The 14,497-nt window shown below is 60.6% G+C and carries 13 protein-coding genes; 4 read left to right on the top strand and 9 right to left on the bottom strand.

Annotated features, from left to right (window positions below):
- The first annotated feature begins 104 nt into the window (after positions 1-104).
- A complete protein-coding gene (locus AB1462_RS26575; RefSeq protein WP_053135090.1) occupies positions 105-359 on the top strand; it encodes a hypothetical protein in 255 nt (84 codons plus the stop codon).
- Here AB1462_RS26575 and AB1462_RS26580 read toward each other — a convergent pair.
- The gene (locus AB1462_RS26580; protein WP_367248365.1) at positions 331-1,251 is read right to left on the bottom strand and encodes a LysR substrate-binding domain-containing protein; all 921 of its coding nucleotides are present in this window, start codon (positions 1,249-1,251) and stop codon (positions 331-333) included. The two genes, AB1462_RS26575 and AB1462_RS26580, sit on opposite strands and share 29 nt — an antisense overlap.
- A 90-nt stretch (positions 1,252-1,341) precedes the next feature.
- On the opposite strand from AB1462_RS26580, the gene AB1462_RS26585 reads away from it, so the two are divergent.
- Positions 1,342-2,268 carry a carbon-nitrogen hydrolase family protein gene (locus AB1462_RS26585; protein ID WP_090405212.1) on the top strand — a complete coding sequence of 309 codons (927 nt, stop codon included), beginning with the start codon at positions 1,342-1,344 and terminating at the stop codon, positions 2,266-2,268.
- A gap of 327 nt (positions 2,269-2,595) precedes the next feature.
- On the opposite strand, the gene AB1462_RS26590 is transcribed toward AB1462_RS26585, so the two are convergent.
- From AB1462_RS26590 to AB1462_RS26600, 3 genes are read right to left on the bottom strand one after another with little or no spacing between them, the layout of a single operon-like run.
- Positions 2,596-3,147, bottom strand: coding sequence for a GNAT family N-acetyltransferase (locus tag AB1462_RS26590; RefSeq protein ID WP_367248366.1), 552 nt, complete (start codon positions 3,145-3,147; stop codon positions 2,596-2,598).
- A gap of 7 nt (positions 3,148-3,154) precedes the next feature.
- Positions 3,155-3,616: an LEA type 2 family protein gene (locus AB1462_RS26595; RefSeq protein ID WP_259193808.1), complete on the bottom strand. Its 462-nt coding sequence runs from the start codon at positions 3,614-3,616 to the stop codon at positions 3,155-3,157.
- A gap of 12 nt (positions 3,617-3,628) precedes the next feature.
- Complete coding sequence (locus tag AB1462_RS26600) at positions 3,629-5,056, bottom strand: nucleobase:cation symporter-2 family protein (protein ID WP_367248368.1); 1,428 nt, start codon at positions 5,054-5,056, stop codon at positions 3,629-3,631.
- A gap of 233 nt (positions 5,057-5,289) precedes the next feature.
- Between AB1462_RS26600 and AB1462_RS26605 the strand changes: the two genes are divergently transcribed.
- Positions 5,290-6,915: a methyl-accepting chemotaxis protein gene (locus AB1462_RS26605; RefSeq protein WP_367248370.1), complete on the top strand. Its 1,626-nt coding sequence runs from the start codon at positions 5,290-5,292 to the stop codon at positions 6,913-6,915.
- A gap of 203 nt (positions 6,916-7,118) precedes the next feature.
- Here AB1462_RS26605 and AB1462_RS26610 read toward each other — a convergent pair whose 3' ends face one another.
- From AB1462_RS26610 to AB1462_RS26630, 5 genes are all read right to left on the bottom strand, one after another.
- Complete coding sequence (locus AB1462_RS26610) at positions 7,119-8,096, bottom strand: NAD(P)-dependent oxidoreductase (RefSeq protein ID WP_367248372.1); 978 nt, start codon at positions 8,094-8,096, stop codon at positions 7,119-7,121.
- Positions 8,093-9,391: an MFS transporter gene (locus AB1462_RS26615; RefSeq protein ID WP_090405191.1), complete on the bottom strand. Its 1,299-nt coding sequence runs from the start codon at positions 9,389-9,391 to the stop codon at positions 8,093-8,095. The genes AB1462_RS26610 and AB1462_RS26615 overlap by 4 nt, the downstream gene beginning before the upstream one ends.
- Positions 9,392-9,436: 45 nt before the next feature.
- The gene (locus AB1462_RS26620) at positions 9,437-10,378 is read right to left on the bottom strand and encodes a sugar kinase (protein WP_090405189.1); all 942 of its coding nucleotides are present in this window, start codon (positions 10,376-10,378) and stop codon (positions 9,437-9,439) included.
- Positions 10,371-11,153, bottom strand: coding sequence for a sugar phosphate isomerase/epimerase (locus AB1462_RS26625; RefSeq protein WP_259193805.1), 783 nt, complete (start codon positions 11,151-11,153; stop codon positions 10,371-10,373). Before AB1462_RS26625 ends, AB1462_RS26620 begins: the two co-directional genes overlap by 8 nt.
- 61 nt (positions 11,154-11,214) lie before the next feature.
- Entirely contained in the window at positions 11,215-12,228 is a 1,014-nt protein-coding gene (locus tag AB1462_RS26630; RefSeq protein WP_367248374.1) for a LacI family DNA-binding transcriptional regulator, read from the bottom strand.
- Positions 12,229-12,448: 220 nt separating this feature from the next.
- Here AB1462_RS26630 and AB1462_RS26635 point away from each other — a divergent pair, with 220 nt between their 5' ends.
- Complete coding sequence (locus AB1462_RS26635; protein ID WP_367248376.1) at positions 12,449-14,392, top strand: hypothetical protein; 1,944 nt, start codon at positions 12,449-12,451, stop codon at positions 14,390-14,392.
- Positions 14,393-14,497 lie beyond the last annotated feature (105 nt).

Genomic DNA, 14,497 nt, shown 5'->3' on the forward strand with positions numbered 1-14,497 from the left:
AGTTGCAGTTTTTTTGCTTGGGCGCGACTCCGGACAAAATCCAAATCCGGAAAAATCGACCTACAGTGTAAGATGTCGTCTATTTGTGCAGCAGGTATTTCAATATGAGCTTCAATCTCGCCAACAAGACCCTCGCCGAACGCGCCGAGCTGGAAGATGAAAAGTCCCGCCTCTACGACCTGTGGCAAACCAACCTGGGCAAGGCCAAGGGCGAAGCCGCGCGGTTGTTCGGTGAGCGCGCCAAGCGCAAGGGCAAGTGGTCCGAATGGGTTCGCGCGGAACTTGACGGCATGTCGCCGCCGGAGTTTTCCAACATGGTGCGCAGTGAAGTCAACAAACTGATGGCGGCGGCGAAGTAAAGCTGGCGGCAATCGCCTCGCGTACTTTGAGCAACATCGGGTCAAGCTGGGCCTGGGTGCGCCAACCCAGTTCCACCGGGTAACGCGGCAGCGCCAGCGGGCAGGGCAGTACCCGCAGGCCGGTCATCTCGGCGATGGCCAGCGCCGCATGCCCGGGTATGGTCGCCACCGCCTGGCTGCCCTTGAGCAAAAACGGCAGCGCGGCAAAGTGACTGGTCGAGGCGCACACCTGGCGGCTCAGCCCCCGCGCCGCCAGGCCCTCGTCGGTGATGCCAATAAAACCGCCCGATGACACCAACACATGTTCGCGCGTGACGAACTCGTCCAGGCTGATGTCGACCTGGCCCGGCGCCAGGCTGCCGGGGTCCACCAGGCAGCGGTAATCACCGTCTCCCACCACCTGTCGACTCAAGCGGCTTTGCGCAAATCCGCCTGCGGTAATCGCCAGGTCGAGGGTGCGCTCGAGCAGGGCGCCGGCGACGATCTGGCTGTGGGTCTGGCGGAAAATCACCCGCAGCTTCGGCAGGCGCTGTGCGATGGCATCCATCAGCCGGCGGCCATAGGCGATCTCGAAGTCATCGGACAGGCCCACCACCACCGAGCGGCCTTGATAGTTCGGGTTATCCGGATTAACCATCGCCAGGCTCTGCCGGCAACGCTCCAGCGCCTCGCTGATCACCGGTTTTAACTGGTTGGCCCGTAGCGTGGGCGCCAGGCCCCGGCCAGTGCGCACGAACAGTTGGTCGCCATAGACGTCGCGCAAACGGCGCAAACCTGCACTGATGGCCGACTGGGTGACGCCCAGGCGCAACGCCGCGCGGCTGGCGCTGGATTCATCGTGCAGGGCTTCGAAAGTTTTCAGCAGGTTCAGGTCGACCTGGGCGATATTCATTTGGCTCATATCATTCAGCACTGAGGTGGGCTTTATTCATGATCGAGCCTCGCAGGAGAATGGGCAACCCCCTTATCTGGAGTGATCGTGATGCCTGTTTCTACTGTGGCGGCCCTGCAAATCGGTTCCCTGCCTGGCGGCAAGGCCGATACCCTGGCGCAAATTCTCGCCTATGAACACGAGATCCTGCGCAGCGGCGCGCAATTGGTGGTGATGCCCGAAGCGCTGCTCGGCGGTTACCCCAAGGGTGAAGGTTTTGGCACCCAATTGGGCTATCGCCTGCCCGAAGGCCGCGAAGCCTTTGCGCGGTATTTTGCCAACGCCATCGATGTGCCGGGCGCCGAGACCGAGGCGCTGGCCGGCCTGTCGGCACGTACTGGTGCCAGCCTGGTACTGGGTGTGATTGAGCGCAGTGGCAGCACCCTGTATTGCACCGTGCTGTATTTCGAACCCACGGGTGGCCTGGTGGCCAAGCACCGCAAGCTGATGCCCACCGGCACCGAGCGGCTGATCTGGGGCAAGGGTGACGGTTCCACCTTGCCCGTGATTGACGCGGCGGTAGGCCGTATCGGCGGTGCGGTGTGCTGGGAAAACATGATGCCGCTGCTGCGCACCGCCATGTACGCCAAGGGCGTAGAGGTGTGGTGCGCACCGACGGTGGATGAGCGTGAGATGTGGCAGGTGAGCATGCGCCATGTGGCCCACGAAGGGCGCTGCTTTGTAGTCAGCGCGTGCCAGGTGCAGGCCTCGCCTCAGGCGCTGGGCATTGAGGTTGCCAACTGGCCTTCAGAGCGCCCGTTGATCGCCGGCGGCAGCGTGATTGTCAGCCCGATGGGCGACATCCTGGCGGGGCCGTTGCTGGGTGAGGCGGGATTGTTGACCGCGCAGATCAACACCGATGACCTGGTGCGCGCGCGCTACGACTATGACGTGGTGGGGCATTACGCGCGGCCGGATGTGTTCGAGCTGGTGGTGGATGAACGCGCCAAGCCGGGCGTGCGCTATATCACCGACTGAAACCCGGTCGAACGGTGCGAGGGGGGAAATCTTATCAAATATAAGATAAGCTATTGATATTAAACAATTAAAAATTAATCTTAAAGGCTTGAGCCTTGCATAAGCAATTTCGCTCGACCGCATTCCTGTGGCGAGCGGGCTTGTCCCGCGTTGGGCTGCGCAGCAGCCCCAAAACCAGGCGCAGAGGAGTGCCTGATACACCGTATTTGTCTTCAGCAGGGGGGCTTCGCACCCCAACGCGGGACAAGCCCGCTCGCCACAGAGGTCCCAGTTTGCTGCGCGACAGCGCTACGTCGAAGAGGTCGTGGGGCCTCCCACCTTTGGCCCTCAGCGTTTGCGCGATGGGGTTTCCAGCCATTCCTCGCGGGTCATTTCCCAGATATCCCGTGGGAAAGTGCCTTCTACAAACTCACCTTCATCCGTCCTGATCAAACGCATGCCCGTACGTTCGGAAATACGCCGTGAGCCCAGGTTGGGTGCGGCCTTGGGCGCCCGCAGCACGGGGCGCTTGAGCACGCCGAACCAGTAGTCGGTCACCGCTGCGCTGGCTTCGGACATCAAACCTTGCCCTTGCCATTGCGGCCCTAGCCAGAACCCCCGGTTGTTATCCTGCTCGTCCATCAAGCTGACGTTGCCGATCAACTGTTCAGGCGCGCTTTTCAGGCGCAGCGACCAATGCCATTCCTCGCCACGGGCCATGGCGGGTAGGGCGATGTGCTCCAGATAGGAACGGGCGCCGTCGGCCGGGTAGGGCCACGGCACCAGGGCGTTGAGGTAACGCACCACGTCCCAATGCGGGAATTGCTGTTGGATCCCTTCGGCATCGTCCAGCGTCAGCGGGCGCAGGATCAGGCGTTCGGTGAAGAGTGTCGGTTGCATGGGGTCATTACCAAGTCGCTGTATTCGGCAAGTCCAGGGTGCCACGGTCCACAAAGCGCAGGGTGCCGAACAGGCCACCCGCCAGTTTGCCGCGCAACACGTAGGGCAGGTTGTTGAGGCTCTGGGTCTGGCTCAGGCCCAGGGTTTGCCGCAGCACGGAAAACGCCGACACACTCACCGGCACCATCAGCACGGTCTCGGAAAAACGTGGGATGCTTCCGCTCTGATCACTCACCCCTGAGGCCAGCGGCCGGCCATTGACCTCCAGGTCCAGGGCCACGCCGTTGTAGTCGATCGCCGTTTCATTGGGGTTCTGCACCCGCAGTTTCACGGCGAAGCGCACTTCCAGGTCCTGGCTTTGCAGCGGTTCGATGCCCACCACATTGATATTCACCGGGTCGCGGTTGGGGAACAGCGCGCAGGCGCTCAAGCTCAGCAGCAACAGCGATAGAACCATGAGCTTGCGCATACGGAGGTGCTCCTATTTCGTGACGTCCGGGTCCTGCATTACTTTGAGGGTAGAGGACTCCGGATCAAATTCATCTTCTTCCAGCTCTATGAACTCTTCCGGCAGGAAAATGTTCAGCAGGATTGCACAGAACGCGCCCACGGTGATCGGCGACTCGAAGATGTTGTGCAGCGCCTTGGGCAGGTCGCGCAACACTTCCGGCACGGCGGCCACACCCAGGCCCATGCCGAGGGAGATCGCCACGATCAGCACATTGCGCCGATGCAGCCCGGCTTCGGCGAGGATCTTGATCCCGGCCACGGCGACGGTGCCGAACATGATCAGGGTCGCGCCGCCCAGCACCGGCTTGGGCATCAGTTGCAGCACCGCGCCGATCATCGGGAACAGTCCCAGCAGCACCAGCAGGCCGGCAATGAAGTACGCCACGTAGCGGCTGGCCACGCCGGTCAACTGGATCACGCCGTTGTTCTGGGCGAACGTCACCATCGGCAGGCTGTTGAAGGTCGCGGCCATCGCCGAGTTGAGGCCGTCGGCCAACAGGCCCGACTTGATGCGCTTGATGTACAGCGGGCCCTTGACCGGCTGTTGGGAAATCATCGAGTTGGCCGTCAGGTCACCGGCCGCTTCCAGGGGTGAAATCAGGAAGATCACCGCCACCGGGATAAACGCCACCCAGTCAAACGAAAACCCGTACTTGAACGGCACCGGCACGCTGACCAGCGGCACCTGGGGCAATGCCGCCATATCAACGCGCCCCAGGCACCACGCCACCGCAAAGCCCAGGGCCAGGCCGATCACGATCGAACCCAGGCGCAGGAACGGGTTATTGAAGCGGTTGAGCACCACGATGGTCAGCAGCACCAGGGCGGCCAGGCCCATGTTGCTCGCCGCGCCCAAATCGCTGGCACCGAAGCCACCGGCCATGTCGGTGACGGCCACTTTGATCAGCGACAGGCCCATCAGGGTAATGATGGTGCCGGTCACCACCGGGGTGATCAGCTTGCGCAGCTTGCCGATGAACTGGCTGAACACCACTTCGATAAACGCTGCAAAAAAGCAGATGCCAAATATCGTCGAGAGGATCTCATCGGTGCCGCCGCCCCGGGCCTTGACCATGAAGCCCGCGCTGAGAATCACGCTGATAAACGAGAAACTGGTGCCTTGCAGGCACAGCAGCCCCGAACCAATGGGGCCGAACGTGTGCGCCTGGACGAAGGTGCCGAGCCCCGACACAAACAGCGCCATGCTCACCAGGTAGGGCACTTCGCTTTCCAGGCCGAGCACGCCACCGACGATCAGGGTGGGGGTGATGATGCCGACAAAACTGGCCAGCACATGCTGCAACGCGGCAAATATCGCTGCGCTGAAGTGCGGGCGATCTTCCAGGCCATAGATCAGGTCGGATTTATAGCGGGGGCGGGGGGCTTGAGCGTCAGACAAAATGAGGGCTCGGGTCAGAAAAGGGAGGCGCAGGATGCCAGAAAGCTCCGAGCGTCAGAAGTGTAAAAAAATATTCATGAAAGCCCTGCGCAAAACGCCGAACCCGGCCGATAGTTCTTATAGGCCCACCGATCAACAACAACAGTGGTGGCCAAGGTCTGAGCCGCGCGTTGCCGTCGGCGGATCGTTTCGCGGCAGGGATGCACGCAAACACACCTTTTGAGAGCCCACCTATGTCCCTTCGTCACCTTAATATTGCCCCTCGAGCATCTCTCGGTTTCGCATTCATTGCGGTCCTAGTGGTTTTATTGGGAGTGTTTGCGGTCAACCGCATGACACTGATGCGCCAAGCGTCGCTGGACATGAGCGCGAACCAACTGCCCAGCGTGACGTACCTGGGCAGCATGACGGAAAACGTGCTGCGCATGCGCATTCTGTCGTTTCGCGTCCTGGTCAACCGTGAACCCGCGGCCCTGCAGGAAGCTGAAACCCGCATCGGCGTATTGGTCGACAAGGTCAAAACCGCACAGGCTGGCTATGCGGCGCTGCCCCAGGGCACGGATGAGGTGGCGCTGTATAAGACGTTTGTCCTTACGCTGGACAACTATTTCAAGGCTCAGGCCGAGATGCTCAACCTGTCCAGGCAAGGCAAGGTCGATGAAATGCGCGCCCTGATCAACAGTCGCATCAAGGACGGGACCGACCAGATGGGCGAGCAACTGAACAAACTGATCGCCATCAACGCGGCCGGTGCCAAGCAAGCCGACGCTGACGCCGGGCAGAGTTACTCGGACGCCATCACCGGCGTGATTGTCGTATCGGTCGCCGCCGCGTTGCTGACCGTGCTGCTGGCTTGGCTCTTGACCCGCAGCATCGTCACGCCATTGCGCAAAGCCTTGGACGTGGCCGAAACCATCGCCGGTGGCAACCTGACCAGCGTCATTGAAGATAATGGCCGGGATGAGCCTGCGCGCCTGATCAGCGCCCTGTCGACCATGCAAACCAACCTGCGCCAGACCATCCAGCATATCGCCGGCTCGGCCACGCAATTGGCCTCGGCGGCGGAAGAGTTGAGCGCCGTGACTGAGGAAGCGTCCCGGGGCCTGCAGCAACAGAACAATGAAATCGACCAGGCCGCCACGGCGGTCAACGAGATGACGGCGGCGGTGGAAGAAGTGGCGCGCAATGCGGTGTCCACCTCCGAGGCCTCCAACCAGTCCAACCAGGCCGCGCGGCTGGGGCGCGACCGTGTGGTGGAAACCGTCGGCGCGATTCAGACCATGACCCAGGACGTACAAAACACCGCCGCGATGATCGAAGGCCTGGCCACTCAGGGCCGTGACATCGGCAAGGTGTTGGACGTGATCCGGGCGATTGCCGAGCAGACCAACCTGTTGGCGCTCAACGCGGCCATCGAAGCGGCCCGCGCCGGTGAGGCCGGACGCGGGTTCGCGGTGGTGGCTGACGAAGTGCGCGCCCTGGCCCATCGCACGGCGCAGTCGACCCAGGAAATCGAGAAGATGGTCGCCGGCATCCAGAACGGCACCGGTGAGGCTGTGCAATCGATGCAACAGAGCAACCAGCGCACCCAGGACACCCTGGAAATGGCCCGCGCTGCAGGTGTGGCCCTGGAGCAGATCACCCAGTCCATCAGCCTGATCAACGAACGCAACCTGGTGATCGCCAGCGCGTCGGAAGAACAGGCCCAGGTGTCACGCGAAGTGGACCGCAACCTGGTCAACATCCGCGACCTGGCGACTCAATCGGCGGCGGGCGCCAACCAGACCAGCGCCGCCAGCCATGAGCTGTCGCGCCTGGCGGTGGATTTGAATGGGATGGTGGCCAGGTTCGTTATCTGATCCACTTTGCAATGCAATCCAACTGTGGGAGGGGCGGTGCGACGATTCGACAAGCCCGCTCGCCACAGGGGAACTCGCCAGTCTCTGAAAATTGTGTAGATACCTATGCCCTGATGGCGGTGTGTCAGTCAACTTATCTATAACTGATCCACCGCTATCGGGGGCAAGCCCCCTCCCACAGTTGTTCTCTGTTTTGTCAGTGGTTATTGCTTCCGGGCCTCCGGATTGACCAGGTTCTTCGGTTTTTCACCTGCCAACGCCGCCAACAGATTATCCACCGCACACTTCGCCATCGCCTCCCGCGTCTCATGGGTCGCCGAGCCGATATGCGGCGTTGCCACCACATTGTTCAAACGCAGCAACGGCGAGCCGTGATCAAGCGGTTCCTTTTCGAACACATCCAACCCCGCCGCCCGAATCGTACGTTGCTGCAAGGCCTCGACCAGCGCCGCCTCGTCCACCACTTTGCCCCGCGAGATATTGATAAAGATCGTCTCCGGGCCCATCAGTGCGAATTGCTCGGCGCCGATCAGCTTCTCGGTTTCGGCGGTCAGCGGCAGTGTCAGGCAGACAAAATCGGCCTGTTGCAGCAAATCGTTAAGGCTGCGGTACTGCGCGCCAAAGCGCTGTTCCACCGCCGGTTTGGGCGAATGGCTGTGGTAGAGCACCGGCATGCCAAAACCGAAATGCCCGCGCTGGGCCAACGCTTCGCCAATGCGGCCCATGCCGATGATGCCCAGGGTCTTGCCGTGCACGTCGCTGCCGAAGTGTGACGGGCCGATATTCTTGTTCCACTGGCCGGCGCGCACCATGTCGGCCAGCTCGACCACACGCCGAGCGGTGGCGAGGATCAGCGCGAAGCCGGTGTCGGCGGTGGTTTCGGTGAGTACGTCCGGGGTGTTGCTGAGCAGGATGCCGCGTTGGGTCAGGTAGTCGATGTCGTAGTTGTCGACCCCTACGGACACACTGGCCACCGCTTCCAGGTGCGGCGCCAGGTCCAGCAACTGCGCATCCAGGCGCAGGCTGGCACCCAGCAGGCCGTGGGCAGTGGGCAGGGCGTCGCGCAGCTTGGCCAGGCCGGTCTCGTCCAGGGCTTCGATCAGCGTGACCTCGGCGTGTTCATGCAGGCGCGCCATCAACGGTGCGGAGAGTTTCTTGTACAAAACCACAGACTTTTTCATTGAGCTTTTACCTTCAATTCAAGGGTTGGCAGCGGCGCGCGTTCACGGTCACTGGCGCCGGGCTTGAGGAAAATCGTCAGCACCACCGACAGCATCAGCGCACCGCTCATCAGCAGGTACGAAGCGCCGGGCGAGCCGGTGCTGCTATTGAGGTAACCCACCAGGTAGGAGCCGCCGAACGAGCCCAGGGCGCCCATGCTGTTGATCAGTGCCATGGCGCCACCCGCAACGTTGGCGGGGAGTATTTCCGGGACGATGGCAAAAAACGGCCCGTACGGCGCATACATGCACGCCCCGGCAATCACCAGCAGGGTGTAGGACCACCAGAAGTGTTCGGCGCCCAGCACGTAGGACGCATAGAAGGCAATGGAGGCAATCAACAGCGGCGGCCACACAAAGCGTTTACGCTTTTGCAGTTTGTCCGAACCCCAACTCACCACCAGCATGCCGATCACGGCTGCGAGATAGGGCAGGGCCGACAGCCAGCCGGCTTCGACCATGTCCATCTGCAAGCCTTTCTTGAGGATCGACGGCAGCCACAACACGAAGCCATACACGCCGATGCTCCAGCAAAAGAACTGCAGCGCCAGGATGATCACCTTGGGCGAACGGAACGCTTCGGCGTAGTTCTTCACCGCCTTGATACCGACTTGCTCGGCGGCCAGCGCGGCTTCCAGGTCTTTTTTATGTTGCTCGCTCAGCCACTTGGCGTCCGCGGGTTTTTCATCCGCGAGCTTCCACCAGATAAACGCCCACAGCACCGCCGGCAGGCCTTCGATAATGAACATCCAGCGCCAGCTGAAATGCTGCACCAGGTAGCCGGACACCACCGACATCCACAGCATGGTCACCGGGTTGCCGAGGATCAGGAAGGTATTGGCGCGCGAGCGTTCGGCACGGGTGAACCAGTGGCACAGGTACACCAGCATCGCCGGCATCACGGCGGCTTCGACCACGCCGAGCATGAAGCGAATGACGATCAGCATGTAGGCGTTGGACACCACCCCGGTCAGGGTGGCCAGGCCGCCCCAGAGGATCAGGCTGACGAAAATCAGTTTTTTAACGCTGCGTTTCTGCGCGTAGATCGCCCCCGGCACCTGGAAGAAAAAGTAGCCGAGGAAAAACAGTGCACCCAGCAGCGACGACATGCCGGGGGTGATCATCAGGTCTTCGGCCATCCCGGAGGCGGCGGCGAAGCCGTAGTTGGCGCGGTCCAGGTACGCCAGGCTGTAGGTGATAAAAACGATGGGCATGATGTACCACCAACGACGGGTGGCGAGTTTCACGGTTTCCATAGGGTTGCTCCTGAGCTTGTTGTAGTTGTGGCAACAGGGTGTGGGTCAAGCGACGGATCGGGTGGGTAACTCAGAACGGGTGGGCAAGCCTTCCATGTCGCCGCGACTTTGCACGGCGCGGCTGCCGATCCAATTGCCGCGCTGCACTGCCTCGGGGAAGCTGAGGTTTTCCAGCAAGGCGCTGATCATGCCCACGGCAAAGCCATCGCCGGCGCCAACGGTATCCACCACCTTGTCCACCGGCACGGCGGCGACGAAGCCTTGGCCCAGGTGGGTGCGGTAGTAGGCGCCTTCAGCGCCGAGCTTGATGGCCACGGCTTCGGCACCCTGGTCGAGGTAGAAGGCGGCAATATCCGCCGGGTCGTCGAAACCGGTGAGCAAACGGCCTTCGCCCAGGCCCGGCAGGACCCAGTCGGCGAGGGCGGCGAGGGCGTTGATTTCGCGGATCATCTGTTCCTGGCTGGTCCACAGCGACGGACGCAGGTTCGGGTCGAACGACACGCTGCCACCGGCGTTGCGCATCTGCGTCATCAACGCTACGGACAGCTCGCGGGTGGCCTCCGACAACGCCGGCGGAATACCGGTGGCGTGCAGATGGCGGGCTTGCAGCAGCGCCGGGCTGATGGCGTCGATGGACAGATGGCTGGCGGCCGAGCCCTTGCGGAAGTACTCCACCTGCGGGTCATCGCCGGCTTCTTCGCGGGACTTGAGCTGAAAACCGGTGGGGTGCAACGGGTCGACCGCCACATGCCGGCAGTCCAGGCCTTCTTTTTGGAGCGTGTCGACCACAAAACGCCCGAGGGAATCATTGCCCACCCGGCTCAGCCAGGCGACGTTGAAGCCCAGGCGCGACAGGCCGATGGCAACATTGCTGTCGGCGCCGGCAATGCGTTTGTGAAACTGCGCCACCTGGGCCAGGTCGCCGGTCTGCTCGGCGACAAACATCGCCATGGTTTCGCCAAACGACAGAATATCGATCTCAGACATGGGCGTTCTCCGCACGGGGTTGGCCAAGGAGCGCGAGGGCCGCCACTTGCTGCGCGGTGACGTCGACCAGGTCATCGCCCTGCAACGGGAATTCCACCGCCCGGGTAATACCTTGAGTCATGTGCTTGAGCAGTTGTTCCCACAGATGCAGGTCGGTGGCGCCGGGCGGCAGTGCCACCAGCTTGCCGTCCGCGCGACGCGCCACGGCTTTGCAGTGCAGGTAGTCCACGTGCCGGCCCAGCAGGCGTGCGGCGGTCAGCGCGGATTGGTCCTGCCACTGCCAGTTGCCGATATCGAAGGTCATCTTCACCGGCAGACCCAGGCGTTCGACCTCAGTGAAAAACCGTTGCATCGGCTCGATCCGCCCGCCGTGCAGGGTCTGATCGTTTTCCACCAGCAGCTGGACGGGGTGGCGGTTGAGCAGGGCGTGCAGGCTTTCCAGGTCGTTGGTGTCGGTGAAGTAGCCGAGGGAGACTTTCAGCCAGCGCGCACCAAAGGCCTGGGCGCGGTCCAGGGTCGCGTTCAGTTCGGCATTCGGCTGGGCACGGCCGGCGATCCATAATTCCAACGGCGATGAGAACACCGCTTCCAGGCCCTGCTCGGCAGCAGCCTGGGCCAGTTGGGCGGGTTGCTCGCTGGTCAACAGTTCTTCACGCCACTCGATGCGCTGGGCACCGGCGGCGGCCAGCAGTTCGACAAAACTCAATTGGCCCTGCTGGCGGACCAGGTCGGCGCCGTAGCTGGAAAGGCTGATGGAGACGGGGTATTTATGCATTGTTGTTTACCTCTGAAACCGGTTTCATTTTTTGACGTTAAATGTCTAATTGACTCTACGTCTAGGGGCGCTGGGTTGAGCCTCGGATGATCAACTGGGGCAAAAAATCCAGGGTGCGGGTCGGCGCCGTGTCACCGCGCAACCGTTTGAGTAAGCAGTCGAACGCACTGGCACCAATCGCTTCGGTGGGTTGGGCGAGGGCGGTGATGCCAGTGCCTACCAGCGGGTACCAATCCAGGTCATCCAGGGCGACCAGCCCCACGTCGTCGAACAGGTTGCAACCCAACGCCTTGAGCGCACGGGTGCAGGCCAGCGCGGTGATGCCGTTGGCACAAAACAGGGCCTTGGGGCCGGGTTTGGCGAGAAAGTGTTGTAGACGACTTTGCAGTTCGTCATCCAATTCCACGATGGCACCGGTCAATGCCGGGCGGCGGGCGATTTCGTTCTTGAAGCTGGCCAGGCGCTCCAGGCGTGAGCTGGTGCCATCGGTGGCTTCGCTCACCAGCAGCACATCGCGATAACCCTGCTGCTCCAGATGCTCCACCGCCATGCGCACCGCCGCCGGGTTATCCAGCCCCACCAGGTCGCTGTGCAGCGGCTCGACCTTGCGGTCCACCAACACCAGGGGCATTTCCCGCTGCAGCTCCAGCAGTTGGTCGAGGTGATGGCCGAGGGTATTCACGATCAGCCCTTCGATGTTGTACGAACGCAGCGCCGCCAAATGCTGGCGCTCCTGCTCGTCGTCGCGGTCGGTGTTGCACACCACCAGGCTGTAGCCGTGCTGGCGGCAGGCGGTTTCGACGCCGTGCATCACGGCAATGGAGTAGGGGTTGCGGATGTCGGCCACCAGCATGCCGATCAGGCGCGTGCGGCCACGTTTCAAGCCACGGGCCATCTGGTTGGGGCGGTAGCCGAGCTGTTCGATGGCTTGTTCGATGCGCAGGGCAATGGCATCGGAGAGCAGGGCGCGGTCGTCACCGATAAAGCGCGACACACTGGCCTTGGAGACGCCGGCGTGTTGAGCGACGTCGAGCATGGTGACGCGGGTGCGTTGGGCAGCGGAAAAAGGGGTCACGGTCGCGGGCCTTTCTTATTGGAGGTGAATACCAGCTGTTCTGAAACCGGTTTCATAAAACGCCAATTCATTGATCAGGTCAAGAACCGGTGCTTAGGGAATCCGATGAACGGGTACCCCTACCTGTGAGTTCTGACAGTATTCACCAGCGCTAAATGGGCGTTAGATTCTTGCCATGTCCATCACTGATCAGTACCAGGCGTTATGGCCAGGAGGAGATATGAAGATTCCCGGCGGTAAACGGCGTCGGCCAATACGCCGAAATGCTTCCGGATTGGCCGATCTTGAAATCCCCGTACTTGATTACGTGGAACCACCCATTCTGCATGGGTATGTTCCGCATGAGCATCTCGCGACCGATCTCGTCGTCGTGATTAGTGAACTGTGGCCGGATTCCGCCCAGGACCCCAGTGCGTTCGACATACTGACGCTTCATTGGAACCGGGATGGCGGTCAGGGCGTGCCGCCCTACAGACAGCGCTTGGACGGCCCCATCCGTTTGGAATTTCCCTTTCAAATCACGATTTCGCGAGACTATCTGGTTGATGGTCGCGTCGAGCTGTTTTATAGCATTGAAGATCATACAGGGACTCTCTCGCCTTCTGAGGTACGCATACTGCATCTCGATACGTTGCCGCCGAATAACAATGTGGCGCCGCCCGCACCCGGTTTACCTACCGGGTTGATTAATGAGAGCTATCTCTCCATGCATTCCACGGTCGATATTGTCTTGTCTGCCTATAATGGTCGTCGCGGATTTGATCGGGCTTATTACTATGTGTCAGAAAGTTCACCGCCCCCCGACAGTGCGGCAGATGGCTATGTAGACTTTCCTTTTGAAGACACACCGTTGATAGTGCCAATTCCCGGGGTGATGTTCCGGAAGTTTCCGAATGGCATTCAGTATGTGCATATTCGCCTTGAGGACCGTTCCGGCAATCGTGGCCCTCGATCAGATCAGGCGTCCGTCGTTGTCGACTTGATTCCCTCACCCATCGGTTTGAAGGCACCTGTCATCGAGGCGATGCGCGATGGACTGATCAACCTCAATGACGCGCGGTTGGGCGTAACGGTCCGTGTCTCGTATGACCATTGGGAAGTGAACGACTTTATTCACTTAAGGTGGGGGAAAACCCTCATCACCCCCCATCGCGTTAGCCAAAGTACCTCGACGATCACGATCCCCTGGAATGTGCTGATTGCTTACGGTGAAGGCCCAGGTTCCGATTTCGCGGTTTATCATGTGACCCGGGGACCGGAGGGGGCCCCGTCGCCACCCAGCCCAGGTACCTTGTACCGCTGGAACTTCACCACTGCGGGCGACCCGAATCCCGAGGCGCCCGCGCTGCTCAATCGTACTTATCATAAAGCGACGTTATTCGGTGAAGGCTCGCAGACAGAAAACTACATTGATCTTCGCGACAAAGATAAACGTATCTATGCACATGTTCCGCTTTATAACTCGCCACTGGCGGGGGAGTTGCTGGAGTTGTATTTGGGTGAGTTTCCCGATACCAGCAAACCCGTTGCCAGTTATGTAGTCAATACAGCCGATGGTGATACCGGCGATAAGGTGATTGAATTTACGGATATTCCCTGGGCGGTCTTTGAGGCGCTCGGAAATCACGACAAGTTAGCGGTCTTTTATACGACCTATAATGGCGTGAATGAACAGTTGGCCAATTTCTCAGAGGCCATACTCGATGTCGCCCCACCCGTCACTTTGTTGAATGTAGAGTTTCCAAGTGCCAATCTGGGTAACTTTCTTAACTGTACTTCCGAACCGCGTATATGGGATTACATTCCGCTGAAGGTTCCTCATCACGCATTGATGGAAGCGGGCGACAAGCTGATTTTAAGTTGGCACGGTTACGAAGAGTTCGCCGGTACGCGACCTATCGCTGGCACCGGGGATGTGTTGGAAAGAGTCCTGAGCCTTGAAGATGCCAGCAGGGGCTATGTGTTCCAGCAGGACAAATATGACGAGAAAGTCAAACCGATAAGGTCCCCTGACCCTCACAGCTTAGGTAGTTCTGCTTCCGCCGAATACACCTTGATGCGTGGCACCCGTGTACTCGGGCGTTCGCGGATTCGCTATGTGAAAATTGATCGGCGCAGAGGAGAGGTTTGGTGCGGCCCTGACGGCGATGGTCCTGATAAATAAAGCTGAATCTTTAATGAGATACAGGTGTTCTAGGGCGTAGTCGCGCACGACGGTAGTACCTGCGGAAAGCCTGTTTGGTTGTAACACTATGGTCGAAGTAATGAC

This window comes from Pseudomonas sp. SB113, from assembly GCF_040754745.1.
In the GTDB taxonomy this organism is placed as follows: Bacteria; Pseudomonadota; Gammaproteobacteria; order Pseudomonadales; family Pseudomonadaceae; genus Aquipseudomonas; species Aquipseudomonas grimontii.